This window comes from Mesorhizobium sp. ISC15, assembly GCF_037162615.1.
Taxonomy (GTDB): domain Bacteria; phylum Pseudomonadota; class Alphaproteobacteria; order Rhizobiales; family Rhizobiaceae; genus Mesorhizobium; species Mesorhizobium mediterraneum.
In genome coordinates this window covers 4,380,715-4,400,610 of the sequence record NZ_JAVSPX010000001.1, presented here as the reverse complement: position 1 = coordinate 4,400,610, position 19,896 = coordinate 4,380,715, and the positions used below count along the sequence as shown (strand labels likewise).

Sequence of the window (19,896 nt, the reverse complement as noted above, 5' to 3'; positions counted from 1 at the left end):
TTCGACGGAGCTGTCATGTGATTTGACTGACGGTCCGCGCCAGAGCATTCACGCTCGCCAAAGAGACAGGCTTCAAGGTGCAGTTTGTCCACCTGTCTCTGTAGGTGACCGCGGGCCCTGGCGCGGTCTCGTTTGCCGCTAGCTCCTTCAGGTCACAAAGAATGAGGCTGCGTTAAGCGACAGATCGGGTGAGAGAGTGGCGAACTGTGTTTGAGACGCACCGCCGATCCCGTCACTGTCGAAGGAGAGCGCTCCAGTCGAACTGTTGTAGATGATGTGGTCGGCGCTATCATCCGCGGCGCTACCCGCAAAGAAAGCGTCGGATGTGAGCGTGCCCAACTTGAGCCCGGCAAAAATCGCGTCGTCGAGGTGGATCTTGTTCTGGGACGGATTGAAGTCGGTAATCCTGTCGACATTGCCGTCACCAAGGGCGCTATTGAAGACAAAAATGTCGTTGCCGCCAAAGCCGCTCAACTTATCGGCACCGCCGCCGCCGTTGATGACGTTGGCGCCGGCATTGCCCTGGATGGTTTGGGCCAATTCGTTGCCGGTCAGGTTGATTGCCGTGGTGCCGGCGTCCTTCGTGGTGCCGAGGACTTCAATCGAAGAGCCGGCTGAGAGCGCATAGCTCACAGAGGTCCACACCCTGTCTTGACCTTGGCCAGAGGACTCGACCACCTCGTCGCCGGCATTGTCGGCATAGTAATCGTCGTTGCCGCCAAAGCCGTTCAACTTGTCAGCACCGCCGCCGCCGTTGATGACGTTGGCGCCGGCATTGCCCTGGATGGTTTGGGTCAATTCGTTGCCGGTGAGGTTGATCGCCGTGGTGCCGGCGTCCTCAGTGGTGCCAAGGACTTCAATCGACGAGCCGGCTGAGAGCGCATAGTCCACAGCGGTCCACACCCTGTCTTGACCTTGGCCAGCGGACTCGATCACCCTATCGCCGGCATTGTCGACATAGTAATCGTCGTTGCCGCCATCAGGCACGGGAGTAGGAGTAGGCGTAGCAAGGTCGGGCACGGGGGTAGGCGTGGGTGTAGCAACGTCAGGCACGGGGGTAGGCGTAGGCGTAGCAACGTCAGGCACGGGGGTAGGCGTAGCAAGGTTGTGTTCCCGGAAAACAGCCTGCAGCTCCGGTGAGCTCTCAAGCGCGGTATCGCCTTCCTGTGAACCCCAGGCGTAGGCAAAGTCAAAGGCAGGATTGGGAACCAGCTGTTCCCAGTGGTCCATCATGGTCTCCAACTGATCCGTCGTCGGCATGACATATTTGCCGCCCGTGTTGGTCGTATAATTGCCGCCGCCAAAGGTCTGGTAGACCGGAACGATCGCGCTGGTCGGGATGCCCGACTCCACCGCTGCAGCCACGGTTCTGTCGATCATGTCGTAATCGACCGTTTCTGTGCCGGTGCGCACTGGGTACGGGTCTATTCCGAACAGATCGATATGCGTGTTGTCATAGTTGTAGGTGTTGGAAAAATCCGGATCGGCGGCAGACCCCATGTCCATCGCGGTGATGAAGGTCTTGGCTTCTGGCATACGAGAGTGGATCCAGTCGGATTCGGCTTTCAGATCCTCAGCGTCTACCTGTGTGTGGTATTGGCCGGTGGGATCCGGCTCGTCGACGAGAAAAAACCCAAATACCTTCGGATTGCCAAGGAAGGGGGTGACTTTGTCGATAAAGGACTGAGTTACGCCCTCGCCCTCGTTGAGCCAGACCAAGCCCTTCGTGCCATCCGGCAGCTCGTTGACCTGATCAACGTATTGAACGTCAACCAGATTGAAGCCGGCGCTTGCGACTTCGGTGGCGGATCCACCCGCTGCAAAATGAAGTGCCATTTATATTCCTTTTTCTTAGCGCCCCGCGGTGCCTGCCTACTAGATGGCGTATATTAGCAACAAATCAAATACCCGCACCCTTCTGATAGATTCGTTGATCGCCGACAGGATTGCCGCACGGAGGCAAAAATTATACTTATGACAGCCGACCTGTTTGAGATCAAGAAACGCGTTTTTTCATCGCATCCTCTAAACGCCTATTAAGATAAATTATATTTTCAGCGAATTGACCTTGGTAAATATTTACGTGAACTCGCCTTCAAAGATACTTTGCTACGAGTGGCGTGGCTTTTAATGTGATTTGGATGGCGCCGAAGCTGGCAGGTCATGATGGTGCCTTGGCGGTGCTGACCCCGCTGAAGTGGCGTGGCAAAAATCGGATTTTTGACTGCCGACAACTAGAGGCCATAAATAGAACGGCAGGCAGAATAGCTCTTCTGCACAATATGCGCACTTGCCTGCGAGCAAATCCGATCACGTTAAGCTAGGTTCTGGGCCGGGCCATGTCCTCTGCTGTCGCAACCAAACTTGTTGTGGACACAGTGGGCGGGTGCTCGCTTACAACCGATAAAACTAAGGTTGCCGACATCGGAGTAGTCGAGTTTGGCTTAGCTGCCAGTCGCGGGAAGGCAGCCAAGACGGATGTGACTGAGATGCGGCTCAACCAGCATACCTAGGCACCGGCCCAGACGGAGGTCTAACAACCGACGGCTGTCGGAAGCGCAGTATTCGGTTGCCCGCCCATGGGCGAATGTGCCCGCAGGATTCCTCAACTTCCACGCGTAAATGACCCCGCCACCCCCTCATTGCGCAGGAGGATATGCGCGTCAAGACGGCCCGCCATACGGCCTCGGTACCACACCTGTGCAGGTCCTTGGTGCGGATTGTCGCGCCAAGCCGGGAGACCTAACGGCCTGAAGCTCGCAACACCTTGATCCAAATGCGGTTTGCCTCATTCAAACAGACGAGGACAGTAGGCAAGCCTGCCCTTACCGTGACTTGGCATCTTACGCGCAGAAGAAGCGAAACCAAGATCATGAAGGCAGAAGCAAAAGCCGGCCACTTCCCGCGATTGGGAGACGGCGCATGGTCGGGAGAGGCAGGATGAACCCGCATCTCATGTGCGTGGGAGGCGAGGATCACGCCTTAAGAATTCCGTTCCTGATGTCGCTGCGCGAAAGGGGTTTTCGGGTCACTGCCGTCTCCAGTGGTGCTGAAGCCGCGTTTTTGCGACATGGCATTCCGCATCGCAGCTATGGTTTCGACCGATTTGCCAGCAGTAGCGGGGGATGGGGGGCCATCAGAGCGATTCGAAAATTAATGTCGGAACTGCGACCGGACATTGTCCAAAGTTTCGACACCAAGCCGAACCTGCTGACGCCGCTTGCGGCGCGCGGGAAGGTTCCAGTGATCCGCACGATCAATGGTCTGGGCTGGACATTCTCGTCGCTGGAGCCACGGGCTCTGGCCCTACGTCCAATCTTTTGCGGACTGCAATGGCTCTCGTCCTTCTGGACGGCTGCGACGGTCTTCCAAAATCAGGACGATCAGGCTTTCTTTGAGCGCTACCGACTAATCCGACGCGGCAGCGGGCGGCTGATCCGCAGTTCTGGAATCGACGTCGATGCGTTCGCCATGGCAAGGCACCTTGCCCCGTCGGCGATGAAAATGCGCGAAGAGTTTGGGCTCCAGTCCGCCGAAGTCGTAATTTTCGTTGGCCGGCTGACCCGCCAGAAGGGCATCCCGACACTCCTCAAAGCAGTTCCACGCATCCTGTCAAAAAGGCCTGATGCACGTTTCGTGCTTGTCGGCCCATGGGAATCTGAGGGGCCCTTTGCCGTCGATAAATCGGATATCGATCAATATGCACCCCATGTCATAGCCTTGGGTCCACGACGCGATGTTCCAGCCCTTCTTGGCATGGCCGATCTGTTCGCCTTTCCGACGCAATATCGGGAAGGGATTCCGCGCGTCTTGCTCGAGGCAGGACTGGCGGGATTGCCTATCGTCGCCTCAAGGATGCCTGGCTGCAATGACGTGGTTGAGGACGGATGGAACGGCTATCTCGTCCCACCGCACGATGCTGATGGGCTTGCGTCTCGAATAATAGACATCTTGTCCGACCGCGGCCGTGGAAAGGTCATGGGCGGTCGTTCCGTCGAACTCGTCCGGGAGCAGTTCGCGCTGCCGCGGGTGGTCGATCAGTATTGCGATCTGTACAAAAATGTCCTTAGCGCCGAATCCCACGGCGGTCTTGCTCGACCGGCGTCCCCGGTCTTGCTCAAAGAAAATGCCGCAAACCGCGAATTGGGTGGAGCGCCCCGATGATCCGGAGCGCGTTGCTGGCCGCCGGCATTTCGATGGGCTATGCGGCGCAGATCAGTGTTCCGGGACTGCACCTCGGATATACCGAATTGTTCCTATCGCTCTGGATCATGCTGTCGATCGGGCGCGTAGTCGTCGGTGGTCGCCTGGAGGCGACGCCGGCCCTGTTCCGTCTTGTGACCTTCTGGCTGATCATGACGTTTGCTCAGGGGGTCGGGGCCCTTGTCGGTTTGCTGACCACGACGGTTCTGGACCTCTCGGGGCCGATTCACGACACAATGGCCTACCTGCTGTTGGCCAGCGTCACCTGCCTGGCCGCTGCGGAGCCCGACGCTGGTCGCCATCTGCGCCGCACTGCCTGGTGGGCGATCGGGATAGTGAGTGCATGCTTTACCTTTCAGCTGGCACTTGGGTGGGGTTGGATCCACCAATCCGGTGTCAATCCCTGGTTCTGGAATCGCTTCACCGGCTGGTCCGAGAATCCGAACCAACTCGCGATCTATTGTGCACTTTTTGGCCCCCTGGCCTTACATCTTGCGACGACCACAAGCAGTCCATGGGGAAGGTTGTTTGGGTTCAGCAGCCTTGTACTGACCGTCTATGTCGGAAGGCTGACAAGGAGTGATGCGTATCTTCTTACAAGCGTCCTGACCTGCCTGATATTTCTAGGGCTGCGGGTTCGGACATGGCTCACGACCGGTGACAAGGTCGGCGTTTCCCGGCAAGTCGCCGTGCTCTTGATGATCGGCTTCCTCCCCCTGGCGATGTCGATGACGCCTTACGTGCTCAAGGACATGAGCAGCGTCGAAAATTTCGCGAAGAGCCTCAGCAAGGGGGGGGGCGGCGAGGAGACCGCCTCAACCGCTACACTTCGCGTCAGGCTCTGGGGTGATGCAGTCTACAAGGGCGTGACGTCAGCGTCACTTGGCCTCGGTCCCGGCCCGCATGTGGCCCGCCCCTCCGTCTACTATCGGCAGTTTCTGCCCGAACCTTTCGAGGCCCACAACACGGTACTCGATCTGTACACTCAAGGTGGTCTGATTGCGATCCTGGCCCTGTTTTGGATCGTCGGCTCGGCCGCCATGTCAGCATGGCGTGCGAAGCTCGACGCGCTTTTTGCGCTGGTGGTGGCGATCATGATTTACGGGTTTCCGCACCTGATCATCCGCCACCCGATCGTTTGGTTTGGGCTGACCCTCTGTCTCGTTGCCGGAACGCCGCGAGCAGCTTCGGTATCTTCTAGAAAAACATCCACGGACTTGGGGTGACGGGATGTGTGGGATCACCGGAATTCTTCTTGCAACCGATGCGGCCAGTGCGAAGCCGCTGAGGGCAATAGCGCAAATGACGACAGCCCTTCGTCATCGTGGGCCTGATGGCTACGGCTTCTGGCGAGATCGGGAAGCCGGCGTTGCCTTCGGCCACAGGCGTTTGGCCATCGTCGACTTGTCGGAAGCAGGACACCAGCCGATGCATTCGGCAACTGGCCGATATGCCATCACCTTTAACGGCGAAATATACAATTTCCACGACCTGCGCCGCGAACTTGAAGGCGCGGGCCATCGTTTCCGCAGCACCTGCGATACCGAGGTCTTGCTGTGCGCGATTGAGAGTTGGGGGCTCGATGCCGCACTCAAGCGCTTCGCCGGCATGTTCGCCTTTGGATTGTGGGACAGGGAGACCAGGACCCTTCATCTCGCCCGCGATCGAATGGGCAAGAAGCCGCTTTACGTTGCTTCAACACGCGACGCGCTCGTTTTTGCCTCCGAGTTGAAGGCGATCAACTGCTTTCCAGGTTTCTGTCAGGAACTCGATCTCGATGTCGCCACGACGATGCTGTCGAGGGGATGGGTACCGGATGACAAGTGCATCTGGCGAGGCGTATTCAAGCTGCCGCCTGGTTCGGTACTGTCCGTAACGGCCGCAAATTTTACCGAGGCGCGCAGTGCCGCGTCGCTTTCGGATCGCATCCGGTACTGGTGGTCGCTGGCCGACACCGCCACGAAGGGTAGGGCGGACCCGATTGTCGGCACCGATGAAGAACTGACGAATGAGCTCGATGTCCTGCTTCGACTTGCCGTTCGGGAGCGCATGATCGCTGACGTCCCGCTGGGAGCCTTCCTGTCGGGGGGGATAGACAGTTCAGCCGTTGTTGCCCTGATGCAAGCGCAGTCGGAGAAGCCGGTGCGCACATTCACCATAGCATTCGGAGAGTGCGGGTTCGATGAGGCTCCGCACGCTGCGGCGGTCGCCCGACATCTGGGCACCGACCATACCGAACTCCACCTTTCCAGCGCGGCCGCGCAGGAGGTCATTCCAGAACTGCCGCAAATTTGGGACGAACCGTTCGGCGACGAATCGCAGATACCAACTCTGCTCGTGGCGAGGCTCGCTCGCCAGCACGTTACGGTGGCTCTGACGGGCGACGGCGGCGACGAATGCTTCGCCGGCTACGCTCGCCACCTTATGGCGGCTCGAGCTAGACGACTGCATACGCTGCCGTCGCCGCTGCGTCAGACGCTTGCTGCAGGTGTTGGATTGCTTGCTCGTGCAGCCCGTCACGATCTCGTCGGTAAGCTGCCGCTTTCGGTGCATGCCCGGCACGCGCTGCGGAGCGACCGGTTGGATCGCCTGGCTCGGCTGCTCGCAGCGGCAGATGAGAACGAATTATATCAGCGGCTCAGTGGATCATCGACCGAGAACCTCACCCATCAGAAAACACCCGTATCGGTTCAGGGCGAACCTCCGTTTGATGATCTGCTGTCCCGTCTCTTGTACGATGACATGGTCGGCTACCTGCCTGGCGACATAATGGTGAAGCTGGATCGCGCCAGCATGGCCGCCGGCCTCGAGGGACGATGCCCGCTTCTCGACCATCGCGTTGTCGACTTCGCCTGGCGCCTACCGGCGGACGTAATGGTGCGCCACGGCAAAGGCAAGTGGCTCCTTCGTCAGTTGCTGCATCGGTATGTTCCCGAGCGGCTGATCGATCGTCCGAAGCAAGGTTTCGATGTTCCCATAGCAGTCTGGCTGAGAGGTCCGCTGCGCATCTGGGCCAGCGATGTTCTCACCGACATGCGCCTCTCCGGAGACGGGATATTCGACTTTGCAAAGGTCGAGGCGTGCTGGCGAGATCACTTGGATGGAAGGCAGGATCATTCTCGTGATTTGTGGGCGGCGTTGATGTTCCAGGCTTGGCGCAACGAGGCCCGTAGGGCACCGGCGCCAGCAACGAACCTGCGTCGCGTGTTCGAACTGGCAGGAGTGTAAGATGGAAGGTTCCATAGTCAGCCGCAAGCAACTTCCGCGCGCCACTGAGATGCACGTTGCCGCGCACGAGACCAGGCCGCGCATGAGGCGCCCGCTGCGTGAGCCGATGGACACGCAGGCCCCGATCCATCAGCTACTCACGACCATCGCGAGGAGAAAATGGTTCCTGCTCGCCATGGTAGCCCTGGGCGGTGTTTTGGCCGGGCTTGCGGGTTTGGCAGTTCCCGTCGGGTATGAGGCGAGCACGCAAGTTATTCTCGATGCTCCGAGCAGGAACGGGCCCGCCGGCGCGGAGCCCGCCTCGGAGATGCTGGATGCCAGCATTGACGACAATATAACCATGCTGTTGTCGCAAGGAAATCTGCGACGCGTGATGGCAGCGCTGCGCAAGACGGAGGCTGGCAGCACTGCTGAACAAGGTGATGCCGGAACTGGAAATTCTCGTCCCAACCCCGCTCGTGGCGACCGGCCGAATTTGCGCTCATTTGCAGACGGTCTGTTGGGCGGAATTTTGCCGCAGAGCAAGCCGGACGCTGCGGATGCGGCTGAACTAAAGGCGTTGCGGAAGGGCATGAGGGTTGGCCAGGAGCTGCGATCGAGAGTCATCAGCATAGGCTTTACCGATCCGGATCCGGCGCGAGCCGCAATGGTAGCTAATACATTCGCCCAATCGTACATCGACGATCTCGCAAAGAGACGTCAGGCAGCGGACAGAGTGGAACTCACCTCGATAGTCGCTGCCCTGCCAGGTGTGCAACGCGATCTGGCAGCAGCGACCGATCGCCTGGAAAAGTATCGGCTGAGTCATGGTGCAATCGACCAAGGTGCTGCGGACAACGCCGCTAAGGAGACGGCTGAACTCAGCCAGCAGATTTCCTTGTCGAAAGCAGATCTCTCCGCCACGGAATCTCGCCTTCGACGTATTCAGGAACTGCAAAAGGGGGGGGCATCGGTCGCCTCGCTCGCTCAAGCCATCGGATCGCCGGTGTTGGCCGAATTGGCGGCTCGCCAGGCCAATGACGCGGCAGATAAAAATCTGCGCGATGCGATCAATCGCGAGATCGAACAAGCCACCGCTCGGATCGCAGCGGAGGCCAGCATCTACCGTGCCCAAATTGCAGCTCTGGAAAGCCGCAAGGATGTGCTCGATGCGGTTGTGGCCGATACCGCGGGCCGGCTGTCCGGGCTGCGTGCGCTGGAGCCGCAGGTCAGTATCTTGACGCAACGATACAACCAGCTTCTGACCCAACAACAGGAATTGATACGGCGCATCGCAACTCCCTCGGCCGGAGTGTCGGTCCTTTCGGCGGCATGGCCGCCGACGAATCCAAAGACCCTGTCGCCGATTTTCCTTATTCCACCCGGTATGGTTGTGTTTGGGCTTCTTGGCGGCGTCTTCGTTGTTATTCGCAACCGCCTCGATCAGACCTTGCGCGGCGAGGCCGAAACTGAAGCAGCGCTCGGGGTTCCATGCTTGGGGCTGATACCACAAGCTCCCACGATGCACGCCAAGCGGCTGAAGCAGCTGGTTTTAGCGCAGCAGAGGTCCAGATACAGCCGCGCCGTGACGTCCCTGCTTATCGCCGCGGCGCCTAAGCAAGCGGGGGATCGCTCGTCGCACGTCATTCTCGTAACGTCCAGCGTCCAGGATGATGGCAAGACCGAGCTTGCATGGAGCCTGGCCTTGGCAGCCACCCGACTGGGGGGACGAGTGCTTTTCCTCGATCTTGACCGTACGGGCGCCCGCCTCACGAACGAATTCCTGGACGAATTCAAGGCTCTCAAGCCTCACTTTTTCTTCGGAGACTATGTGAGTGAACGCTGTGCCTTGCGCGATGCAATCGCGGGAATGCCTGAAATCGGAATCGACTTCATGGCTCTCGCACCCTCGGAGGATCTGCTGGCATTGCTTTCCACGGCCGACAGTTCCCTGTTCACGGATGAGCTGCACTCGATCTACAGCGTCGTCATCATAAATGGACCGGTGGGACTTGGAGGACCGGAGGCCGGGCTTCTGACTGGCTGGGCTGATGCGGTTCTTTTCGCCGTTCGCTGGGGCAGGACGCGACGCAGCATGGCGCGTGGGGTTTTGGAAACGCTTGCGAGCGATGCGTCGGTTTCGGTCCCTGTGGGGAGCGTTCTCACGCAGGTTAATCTCAAGAAGCATGCCAGTTACCAGTTCGGGGACAGTGCTGATCTTTTGCTTGAGGAACCATCATGAGCGTCACAAGCGGACGTCGAAGCAACGACGGTCGCGGAAATCGCGCGGGTATTGCCACGATCGGATTGGACCCATGATCATTGAACTCTTCGGACCGCCTGGATCCGGCAAGAGAACGTTCGCTCACGCCCTTGCCCGGCGACTGCGCGGGGAGGGGTACCAGGTCACGGTCGCCCTCAGTCACCGGCCTCGCGAGAGGGGATCGAGCGTCGATCTCGGAATCTTCCTGGCAATTTTCAGGATCATATCGGCAATATTTTCAACATCAAAAATCCTGCTTTCTCCAAGAGGCAGGATCAAGGATCTTTCAACGTCCCTTTCCATAATAAGAATGATGCCGCCAAAAAAACGAATATGGCGAGCTCGGCTCTGGCAGCACATTTTGAAGCTTTCGCGCCGCTGGGATGAGGCGAAGCAATCCAGAGATGTGGTCATATTCGATCAGGGCTACGTCCAGGCGATCGCGTCGCTGGCAATGTTCAATGGAACCGCAGACAGGGCCGCCCTCGCAAAGGCGCTCAGCCTCGCGCCCGCGGCTGATTTCACGCTCAGAGTTGTTGCGCCACGCGCGATCGTGGAGACACGCTTGCAGCAGCGGATGGAGCATGAAGCGCCTGCGGAACGAATTTTCGAGGCAGACTTTGACACAAACATGCGCGCTTTTGGGGTGTTTCAAAGCATAAATGAAATCCTTGTCGCGTCCGACCGAAAAGTCATTCCGATCCGAACTCTCGACGATCAGTCGTCGTTAGAAGGCATTCAATGTGTCGAGCGGAAGATAATCTCGAAAATTGTGGAAGCCGGAGGTGGACCTGCGGCCAAAGCCAGCCAAGACCACGAGACATTCGACGCTGACCCAAGCGACATCGACGATTGTAATCCTGTGAAGACCGCACGAACCTCTGTGGCCTCTCTTGCCGCGGTGGATATAGTTTTGTCTCACAAGAAAGACATGGGCCGGAGCCTCGGCTACGCCAGTATTTTCGCTCTGATGATCTATATCGGCGGTGCTGGGTTGACCAGCTTGGCGCAGTTGTTGATTGCCCGCCTGGTCGGTTCCACCAGCTATGGCATCTATTCCTATGTCCTGGCCTGGACCTCCGTGCTCGGCTATCTTGCAACGCTTGGTTTCAATATTTCCTTACTGCGCTTCGTGTCCACCTATAGGGCAAACGGGCGGCTTGACCTCGCACATGGTGTAGTCAGGTTCGCTCTGCAAAGATCGCTGGCGGCGGCGACACTGTTCGGCATGATCGGCGCCGTTCTGATCTTTTTCTTTTCAGATCCCTCCCACAAGGAACTTGAAATCAGCCAGCTCCTTGGCATGGCCGCGGTCCCCTTGGTCACCGCTTCCGCATTGGGCGCAGCACTTATCCGTGCCTTCGGCGGTGGTGTCTCAGCCCTTTTGCCGGAACGCATCGTGCGCGACGGCCTGTTGTTGATGTTGCTGGGAGTCGCGGCCTTTTCCGGATCATGGACCCTCAACGCACCCTTGGTGATGCAGGCGGTGCTGGCAAGTTCGGGCATCACGGTCGGACTGGTGTTCATCATGGTGGCAAAATTTCAGCCGCCTGGGTTGCGGCACACTCAACCCAGCGACGCGTCGCAAGAGTGGTGGGCGGCGGTTCCACCAATCATGCTCATGGCTGGGCTCGATATTTTCATCAGTCGGGCTGGGGTTATGGTGCTCGGCTGGACAGGTCATATTCGAGACGCAGGAATCTTCGCCTTGGGACTGAACGTCGCGTTGCTTGTGAGTCTTGCCCTCGTGGCCGTCGGCGTGATGTTTTCGCCGGCAGCGGCTGCCCTTCATACCCGAGGCGATCGGAAGGGTCTGCAGCAGTTGTTTTCACGAGCCGCCATACTTTCCGCCGCCGGCGCCATAGCGATGGCTATCCCGCTGGTTGTGATTGTTAAACCTCTCATGAACTGGTTCGGTGACGATTTCAGCACAGGAGCACCCATCGCGCGGGTACTGATCTTCGGGTATGTCTTTGTCGCGCTGTGCGGGCCCCAGCTGAATCTCTTGACCATGACCGGAAACGAATGGGCAGCAGCAGCAGCCATGATCGTTGGCGCGACTGCCGGCATCATAGGCTGTGCGGCAGGAATCGAGCTTTACGGTCCGCTGGGCGCCGCAGTAGGCTTGGCGCTTGCATTGGCCGTTTGGAACGTGGTTATGGCAATCTATATCAGCAAACGACTGAAGATCATGCCTGCGCTGATCTTTGCGCTAGCGTCGTTCAGAGCAAGCGCAGTCGACGGCCGGCAACGGTATTGGTTCATGCGCTGATCGCGCGAGAGTATCGCCACCAACGGATTCGACCCCATGATCATTGAGATCTTCGGACCGCCCGGATCTGGCAAGACAACGTTTGCTCACGATCTTGCCCGGCGACTGCGCAGGGAAGGATACCACGCCGAGGTTGTCCTCAGTTACCAGCCTAGCACCAGGGAAGGAAGGGTCGATCTGGGAATCTTCCTGTTCATTTCCAGAATTCTGGCTGCGGTATTTTCAACTTCAAAAATATTGCTTTCTCCGAGAGGAAGAAGCAATCTTTCGACATCCCTTTTCCATGATCAGAATTCTTCCGCCAAAAAAAAAGAATGTGGCGCGCCAGTCGCCGATTTCACGCTCCGAGTTGTGGTGCCACAAACGATCGTGGAGACACGCTTGCTGCAGCGGATGGAGCATGAACCGCCTGCAGAGCGAATTTTCGAGGCAGATCTCGATACGAACCTTCGCGCTTTTGGGGTGTTTCAAACGATAAATGACATTCTCGTGCAATCGAACCGAAAAATAATTCCAATCGAAACGCTCAGCAACCAATCATCGTTAGAGAGCATTCAGTCAGTCGAGCAGAAAATAATTTCGAAGATCTTGCAGACCGGAGGTGGACCTACGGCCAAACGCGGCCAAGGCCATGAAAGGCTCGACGCTGACGCAAGCGATATTGACCATCGCAGCGATCCGAAGTCCACCCGAGTCTCCGCGGCCTCCACCGCTCCAGCGGATATAGTTTTGCCCTACAACGAAGACATGGGTCGGAGCTTTGGCTACGCTAGCATCTTCGCTCTTTTGATCTATATTGGTGGTGCGGGGTTGACCAGCTTGGGCGCAGCTGTTGATTGCGCTGTAGCCAGGTTTGCTCTGCAAAGATCCCTGGCGGCGGCGACACTGTTCGGCATGATCCGCCGCTTTGACCTTTTTCTTTTCAGATACTGCTCGCAAGGAACTTGAAATCAGTCAAATTCTTGGCATGGCAGCAGTGCAACTGTTGGCCCCCGAGCGTCAGCGGCGGGGTCTCTAACGGGACAACACGTTCAAACCGAATTCGAAGGGCAACTTACTGGAACAGTTCCAAATTCCGGTTGCCTGAATCCTGTTGGATGCCGGCGCCCGGATCCCGAAAAGCGCAAACCGGCTTTCAGGAAAGATCATGGCAAAATAACAAGTTTAGAGTTCCATCCCGATTCTATCGGGATGGAACAGGCTTCAGGCGGCGGCCCTTATGGCAAGACCGAAATGCGCCCCAGAAGAGCCACCAGTTCCGCCTGACGTCTCGTCTCTGTCTTGGCGAAAAGCGAGGCAAGCTGTGAGCGGATCGTTGTGCGGCTGAGGCGCCAACTGCGGGCGATCTCCAACGGCGCATCGCCCTGAGCCAAGCGCAACGCCAAGTGTGTTTCTGCGCTCGTCAAGCCAAACATCCTTTGCAGTGTCTGAGGATTTGGTCCCGATCTGTTCTCACGGTCCAGCAATGCCACGATGCTGGTTCCGTCAGGAGCGATAAGTCCGTTCTCTTTCAGTATCACCGGCCTGTCGCCTCTGCTGCGGATCACCACCCAAGACAGTGAGCCCGGCAGGAAATGAGCCGGAACATTTGCGATCAGCCGCCTTAGAGCTATCGAAAGCCCACCGGCTGTTTCAGCCGCTTCGCCCTGGCGCTCCAGCGTGGTTTGAGCGGCTGCGTTCCATTCGATTACTTTTCTTTCGCGGTTCAGCACGAGATAGCCACAGCCGATGCGATCAAGCATGCCGGTGATGGATTCCAGGCTGCGTCTCCTTGGTTCGTCGACCCCTGCGTCCGCACGATCTGCTGCACGCGCTGAAGGATAAGCATATGAGGGCCGCGCCATCTTCGCCTCAGCGTTATACTTGGCGCCCATCGCAATGTATCGGTTGCCCGCAACAGCATCACTGTGTCTATCGATCAGAGTCATTTTTCCAACCTTCCCCAAGGTTCACTATCCCGAAACAAATTGTCCGGGATTTACAAACAAACTTTTATGTATAGGGCTCACAAAAATGGGCCCTATCTAACTTAAAATTCGATATATTCTGAGGAGTTCTGACCAAGTCATGCTCCCCCGCCCTGATAAAATGCGCGCTGTGATAGTGGTATGGCAATCCGGCAGTCGTACTAGGTTGTACGTTTTTTGCTCTAGTCTCGACGGCCTAGTTAAAAGGTTGTAGCCTATGCCTATGAACTCGCATTCTCGCAGGTGGAATTCGGACCCGTCAGCCAGATTGCTAACTCATATTGCGTCCGCATCGGTACTATTCGCCACACTGATATTCGAAACAAAAGCGTCAGTATACATTGGGGAAGGCTCGAGTTTTCTAGAGTTTATTCCAGCTATTATTATCATTTCCTATCTTGAAGACCGCGCGCCCGCGCTTGCCGCGACGATCCTGATGGTGGCAGCCGGCCTATGGGCACGGGGTACCCTGCATGGTCAGATCTCCAGCGAAGATTGGGCGCGCGCCATCCTGCTTCTGGTTTCGGGCGGGGTGATTGCCATGACGTTCCATCGGCTGCGCCAGGACTTGCGTGAGCTGCTGGAAATCGCCGAGGTCAGGCTCTCCGCCGTCGAAGCAACCGAGAGCCGCTACCGTTGGGCCTTCGAACGTGCTGCCATGGGATTTGCAAACACCAACGAGGATGGTGAGCTGCTGCAATCCAACAGACGTCTTTGTGAGATGACAGGTTACAAGGAGGAGGAGCTTGCCCATTTGCGGCTCAGGACACTCGTTCATCCGGCCGACCGCGATGCCTTGGCGCAGTTGTTGGCGGGCCTGGGTAACGACAGTGCTTCGTTCGCTTCGGAGGTTCGTCTGACACGAAAGGACGGCACGGCATTCTGGGCTCGGCTAACCCTGTCTTCGTCCATGCCCGATGGGGTGCTCTTAGAGAGCATCTTCGTGGTGGTCGACGATATTTCGGAACGGCGGGCTGCACACGAAGCGCTTCGGGCTCAGAAGGAGTGGCTAGATCTCGCTTTGTCTGCTGGACGCCTGGCCACGTGGCGGATCGATCTTAAAGACGGGATCGTCACCGGCTCGGGCACGTTCTGGGACATTCTCGGGCTGCCCCCAGCGGCTAGCCGCCGCCTCGAGGACCTGACGGCCGTCATTCATCCGGCGGACTGGCCAAAGCTGTTGGCATCAAGAAAGCTCGCATCGGTCACGAACTACGACGTCGAGATTCGCGTCCGACGACCGGACGGCCATATCCGCTGGGTTGCCTTACGCGGAAGGGAAGAGAAATACGATGATCGTCTACAGCGGCTTGGAGTGGCCGCCGACCTGACTGAGCGACGACAAACCACACTGCTGCGCGCCGCGGCAAAGAAGCGGGAGCGCATTATGCTGGAACAACGTCACAGATTCAGCAACCTGTTCCCAGTGATCACGGCGCTCGTGAACATGGTCGATGTTCCCGAAAACAATGTCGCCAAGTACAAGGAGACGCTCATCGACCGGATTCGTGCGCTCGAAGCAACGCATCTGCTGCTGTCACGCAACGGCAATGCGTCGGGGATGCTCCACGATCTCGTTGTCCAGGAGTTGCAGCCGTATATGGGGACACGCGACATATCGATCAGCGGTCCCTCCGTGGTGATATCAGGCGGCGCCGCCGAGAGCTTTGCAATGATTGTTCACGAGCTGACGACCAATTCCTTGAAACATGGAGCGCTTGGCGATCCAAAAGGCCGGATCGAAGTAAATTGGACGTTCGCATCGGAAGATGCGGGCAGTGACATCGTGTTCAATTGGGTGGAATCGGGGCGGCGGCGGACTTCAAGCGTTGTCCGTCATGGTTTTGGTTCCATGATAATCGGGGTGGATGGGGCGCCGCTTGTCGGTCACTCCCCCAAGCTGGAAATATCGGATCGCGGGCTCCGATATTCGCTACGGCTGTCACGCAAGGAAATCGGCCCCTAACGCATCCGCTCAAACATCGGCCCAAAAATCGAAATCGATTTTTGGAAAGCACGATGCGTAGAGCGTCCTTTGCGGCCCAAAAGGAAGCGCGGCGCTCTAATTGATATTGTTGATATTGCTCGTAAGCCAGGTCTTCAGCATCACGGCAGCTTCGGTCCGATTGCGTACGCCAAGCTCACGCAGAACCGCAGCGGCATGGATTTTCGTCGTCGCTTCCGCGATTTCCAGATCGCGCGCGATTTCCTTGTTCGAATACCCTTCCGCCATCAGCTTGAGGACTTCCTTTTGCCTCGAGGTCAGCCTGCCCAGATTGCCGCTGGTGGTACGTCGATGTGGGATCTGCTCAGGGGGCGTAGGTGCGTGAGTTGCTTGCGCTGCACCCGGGCGTGAAAGAAGTGCAGGGACGTAGATGCGGCCCGAGAGAATTTCGTTGACGGCCATAACGACCTCCTCGTCTCTCTGCGACTTAACGATATAGCCGTGAAGTCCGATCGAAAGAGCCGTCAGTATCTCCGAGCGTGAATCGTTCCCGGAAACGATCGCAAATCGTGTATCCGGATAAGCCGACAGAATGCCGCTGAGCACTTCCTGATTGAACAATCCCGGCATGTTCAGGTCCAGGATCGCAAGATCAACGGACGCCTGTTCCGCCAGCAGACTAAGTACGGCATCGAAACACGACGCCTCAAATATCTCTACACCTGGAATGCCTGCGGTCAGTGCCAACCGCAAGCCACGACGATACAAGCCGTGATCGTCGGCGATGACGATTCGATACATTTGAACTACCCCAACGAAACCTGGAATGATTGAACGGTGATGGCCTTAAAGTCTGGCCAACCACTCGTCGATTCACCCAGTCAACACCCGCAGTGCCCCAACACCGCAAGCGTCATTTGCTAATATAATCCTAAATAACGGAAACGCTCCTCTTATTTTTGAACCCTGCGAACGGAATCGGCTGACCTGTCGAATATCCGTTCTCAACCTCCAAGACCCGCGTCCCAACAGCTCGCTTCGATGCCACCACCACGCAATTGCCGGGTTGCCGTAGATCGTTCCGGCAATTGGTGGATATTTGGCTCATTGCAAGCACTCATTCGGGTTTGCCGGTCTCACGGCCACAAGCCGATCGGCCAAGAACTGACCGCTGAAGCGTGCTCCGAACCTGCCTCTGCGACAGCATGCCAGCCTTCATCGATCAGTGCGGTCATTGAATACCAGAATGTCTGAATCGCTACCATTCGAATGCACGACGACATCCCCCCCGACGGCCTCATACCATCAAGCTGCAAATATCCGGGTCAAGGTCGGCGGGAAGGCTCACCGGCTTTTAAGAGAACAAGAAAGCAACTTTCCGGATGCTGCGGCCGTGACAACAGCGCTGAGTTCGAGTGAACGTGGGAGGATCAGATGAAAGCAGTGATTCAATGTGGTGGAATGGGGACACGTCTTCGCCCCTTCACATCGGTCTTGCCGAAGCCGCTCATGCCGATTGGTGCCCGGCCGGTTCTCGAGATGCTTCTGAAATGGCTGCGACGCAATGGCATCCAAGAAGTCTACATCACAACCGGGTATCTCGGCCATTTGATCCGCACCGTGTGCGGAGATGGCTCGCAGTGGAACCTGAAAATTCGATACACGCAAGAAATGGAGCCGCTTGGCACCATCGGACCGCTTTCTTTGATCAGAGATGAGCTGACAGAGCCGTTCATAGTTCTCAACGGGGATGTCCTCACGGATCTAAGTCTCAGTCGATTTGTGGCAGCCCACCGCAAGCACAACGATCCGGTGACGATCGCCACAGCCTGCCGCCTGATCAAGATGGACTTCGGCGTCATCGATGAAGTCGACAATAGGGTGCAGATCTTTCGCGAGAAGCCGACGCTTTCGCACCTGGTCAGCATGGGAATCTACTGCATGAACCCAGACGTTCTGCAGTTTATTCCATCTGGCATTCCCTTCGGGTTTGACGACCTGATGCTGCAGATGATGCAGAACGGCACCACCGTCCACGTGTACAAGCATGATGGTCTCTGGCTCGATATCGGGCGCGTCGACGATTTCCAGAACGCGCAAGCCATTTCCTGGGAAGACCAGTCCGCCTCGATCGAGGTCACTGCCACGGCCGCATGACGAGATCACGAAGCCGATCCCACAGTCTAACAGTCTAGGAGGTTATGATGCTCTTGGTCAGTGCCCCAATTTTGGGTGTGCCGGAGAAGACAGCTTTGTCCAAGGTCATCGATAGCGGCTGGCTGACCATGGGAGAGCAGGTGAAAGCCTTTGAAGAGGCTTTTGCCAGTATGCATGGTGCGCAGGATTGCGTCGCGGTCAGTTCTTGCACTGCGGCGCTTCATCTCATTCTACATGCTCTCGGTATCGGACCAGGCGATGAAGTGCTGGTCCCGTCCATGACCTTCGTGGCGACCGCAAACGCGGTTCTCTACGTCGGTGCCACTCCGGTCTTTGTCGACATCGAGTCGGCCGACGTGCCGCTGATGTCGATCGTCGAAGCTGAAGCAAAATGCACTGCGCGCACTAAGGCGGTCATTCTCGTACATTTCGCCGGCTACCTCGCCAATCGGGAAGAATGGCAGAAGTTCGCCCGCGCCCGAGGACTGCAGATCATCGAGGATGCCGCGCATGCGCCCGGCTTGAAGGAAGTGGGTACATTTGGTGCCGCGGCGGCCTTCAGCTTCTATGGCAACAAGAACATGACCACGGCGGAAGGTGGGGCTGTGATTGCCCGAGACCCCAAGCTGCTTGAGACAATCCGCCAGGCCCGTGGGCACGGCATGACCACCGGGACACATCAGAGGCTGAACAGTCGCACGCCGCAGTATGATGTCACCATGCTCGGATTCAACTATCGCATGGATGAAATGCGCGCTGCAATCGGACTGGTCCAGCTGCAGAATTTGCAGGAATGGAATGAGATCAGGCGTATCCTGGTCATGCTATACCGGCGTCTCATCGCAAAACACTGCCCAGCCGTGACAGTCCCGTTCCACGAGCCGCGGACGTCGGCCTATCATATCATGCCTGTCCTTTTGCCGCGCTACGCTGACAGGCAAGACGTCATCGACGAATTGCGCAAGCAAGGAATACAAACGACCATCCACTATCCGCCGGTGCACCAGATGACGCTCTATCGCGAGCTTTTTCCCGGCACCCATTTGCCGCGGACAGAGGACTTTGCCCAGCGTGAGCTCACGCTGCCACTTCATCCCCAGATCACTGCGCCTGTGGTCGAGTCAGTGGCGACCGCTCTTGCCGCTGCGGTCAACAGCTGCGCCCAAGCAGGAACAGCAGCATGAATGCCTTGGATTTATCCATCCATCGACCTGTTGTCCCAAGCGCCGCCCATGGGCTTGCGAGACGAGCAATGGATCTCACCATCGCTACCGCAGCCGCCATAGTGTTCGCTCCGCTGATGCTGGTGATCGCTCTGGCGCTCTTGCTGGAAGGCGGCCGGCCTATCTTCTTTGCGCAGACCCGCGTGGGTGCCGGTGGGCGGCCATTCCGCATGTACAAGTTCCGCAAATTCGCCGTGCGATGCGATCCCGGTGGCCTGGCGCTGACCATGGCCGGAGACAGCCGCATGACGACAGTGGGGCGGTTTCTCGCCCTCACCAAGTTCGACGAGTTCCCGCAACTGTGGAATGTCTTCAGAGGCGAGATGGCTATCGTCGGACCGCGACCGGAGAGCCTTGTCTTCGCCGATTGTTTCCGCGGCGGCTTTGAGGCTGTTCTAAAATACAAACCGGGCTTGTTGGGTCCGGCCCAGGTTCTCTTCCGGCATGAAGCCCATTTTTATCCGCGATCCGAGGATCCGCTCCTTTTCTACCGTGAGGTCCTGTTTCCTGCCAAGGCCAGGCTTGACCTCGCCTATTATCCGCAGCGCACGGTCACCTCTGACATCATCTGGATGGCGCGCGGCTTTCTGGCGGTCCTCGGCCTGGCCTCGTCGCCGCCGATCAGCCCGGTCTCGCCGCCAATCGGCATGTGAGAGCAG

13 protein-coding genes are annotated in these 19,896 nt (G+C 57.7%); 10 read left to right on the top strand and 3 right to left on the bottom strand.

The window, feature by feature from the left end; all coding sequences use genetic code 11:
* Positions 1 to 147: 147 nt before the first annotated feature.
* Positions 148 to 1,836, bottom strand: a complete 1,689-nt coding sequence (locus RPG13_RS21210) for a calcium-binding protein (protein ID WP_337125942.1) — start codon at positions 1,834 to 1,836, stop codon at positions 148 to 150.
* 1,104 nt (positions 1,837 to 2,940) lie between these two features.
* On the opposite strand from RPG13_RS21210, the gene RPG13_RS21205 reads away from it, so the two are divergent.
* The 6 genes from RPG13_RS21205 (at position 2,941) to RPG13_RS21180 (ending at position 12,893) form a co-directional block, all read left to right on the top strand.
* Entirely contained in the window at positions 2,941 to 4,164 is a 1,224-nt protein-coding gene (locus RPG13_RS21205) for a glycosyltransferase family 4 protein (protein ID WP_095485555.1), read from the top strand.
* Positions 4,161 to 5,429, top strand: a complete 1,269-nt coding sequence (locus tag RPG13_RS21200) for an O-antigen ligase family protein (protein ID WP_128285279.1) — start codon at positions 4,161 to 4,163, stop codon at positions 5,427 to 5,429. Before RPG13_RS21205 ends, RPG13_RS21200 begins: the two co-directional genes overlap by 4 nt.
* A 4-nt stretch (positions 5,430 to 5,433) precedes the next feature.
* Positions 5,434 to 7,431 carry an asparagine synthase (glutamine-hydrolyzing) gene (gene asnB, locus RPG13_RS21195; RefSeq protein ID WP_095485212.1) on the top strand — a complete coding sequence of 666 codons (1,998 nt, stop codon included), beginning with the start codon at positions 5,434 to 5,436 and terminating at the stop codon, positions 7,429 to 7,431.
* Between the two features lies 1 nt (position 7,432).
* A complete protein-coding gene (locus tag RPG13_RS21190; protein ID WP_337125941.1) occupies positions 7,433 to 9,652 on the top strand; it encodes a GumC family protein in 2,220 nt (739 codons plus the stop codon).
* Positions 9,653 to 9,725: 73 nt separating this feature from the next.
* The gene (locus RPG13_RS21185) at positions 9,726 to 11,945 is read left to right on the top strand and encodes a lipopolysaccharide biosynthesis protein (protein WP_127203864.1); all 2,220 of its coding nucleotides are present in this window, start codon (positions 9,726 to 9,728) and stop codon (positions 11,943 to 11,945) included.
* Between the two features lie 36 nt (positions 11,946 to 11,981).
* Complete coding sequence (locus RPG13_RS21180) at positions 11,982 to 12,893, top strand: hypothetical protein (protein WP_337125940.1); 912 nt, start codon at positions 11,982 to 11,984, stop codon at positions 12,891 to 12,893.
* A 269-nt stretch (positions 12,894 to 13,162) separates the two neighbouring features.
* Here RPG13_RS21180 and RPG13_RS21175 read toward each other — a convergent pair whose 3' ends face one another.
* Positions 13,163 to 13,873, bottom strand: a complete 711-nt coding sequence (locus RPG13_RS21175) for a helix-turn-helix transcriptional regulator (RefSeq protein ID WP_095485208.1) — start codon at positions 13,871 to 13,873, stop codon at positions 13,163 to 13,165.
* A gap of 307 nt (positions 13,874 to 14,180) precedes the next feature.
* On the opposite strand from RPG13_RS21175, the gene RPG13_RS21170 reads away from it, so the two are divergent.
* Positions 14,181 to 15,878, top strand: coding sequence for a PAS domain S-box protein (locus RPG13_RS21170; protein ID WP_337125939.1), 1,698 nt, complete (start codon positions 14,181 to 14,183; stop codon positions 15,876 to 15,878).
* A 96-nt stretch (positions 15,879 to 15,974) separates the two neighbouring features.
* Here the strand turns inward: RPG13_RS21170 and RPG13_RS21165 are convergent, their stop codons facing one another.
* Positions 15,975 to 16,658: a LuxR C-terminal-related transcriptional regulator gene (locus tag RPG13_RS21165; protein WP_126106514.1), complete on the bottom strand. Its 684-nt coding sequence runs from the start codon at positions 16,656 to 16,658 to the stop codon at positions 15,975 to 15,977.
* Between the two features lie 633 nt (positions 16,659 to 17,291).
* Here RPG13_RS21165 and RPG13_RS21160 point away from each other — a divergent pair.
* From RPG13_RS21160 to RPG13_RS21150, 3 genes are all read left to right on the top strand, one after another.
* Positions 17,292 to 18,014 carry a nucleotidyltransferase family protein gene (locus tag RPG13_RS21160; RefSeq protein ID WP_095485205.1) on the top strand — a complete coding sequence of 241 codons (723 nt, stop codon included), beginning with the start codon at positions 17,292 to 17,294 and terminating at the stop codon, positions 18,012 to 18,014.
* Between the two features lie 47 nt (positions 18,015 to 18,061).
* Entirely contained in the window at positions 18,062 to 19,198 is a 1,137-nt protein-coding gene (locus RPG13_RS21155) for a DegT/DnrJ/EryC1/StrS family aminotransferase (protein WP_095485554.1), read from the top strand.
* Between the two features lie 68 nt (positions 19,199 to 19,266).
* Positions 19,267 to 19,890, top strand: coding sequence for a sugar transferase (locus RPG13_RS21150; RefSeq protein WP_245329852.1), 624 nt, complete (start codon positions 19,267 to 19,269; stop codon positions 19,888 to 19,890).
* Positions 19,891 to 19,896: the final 6 nt, after the last annotated feature.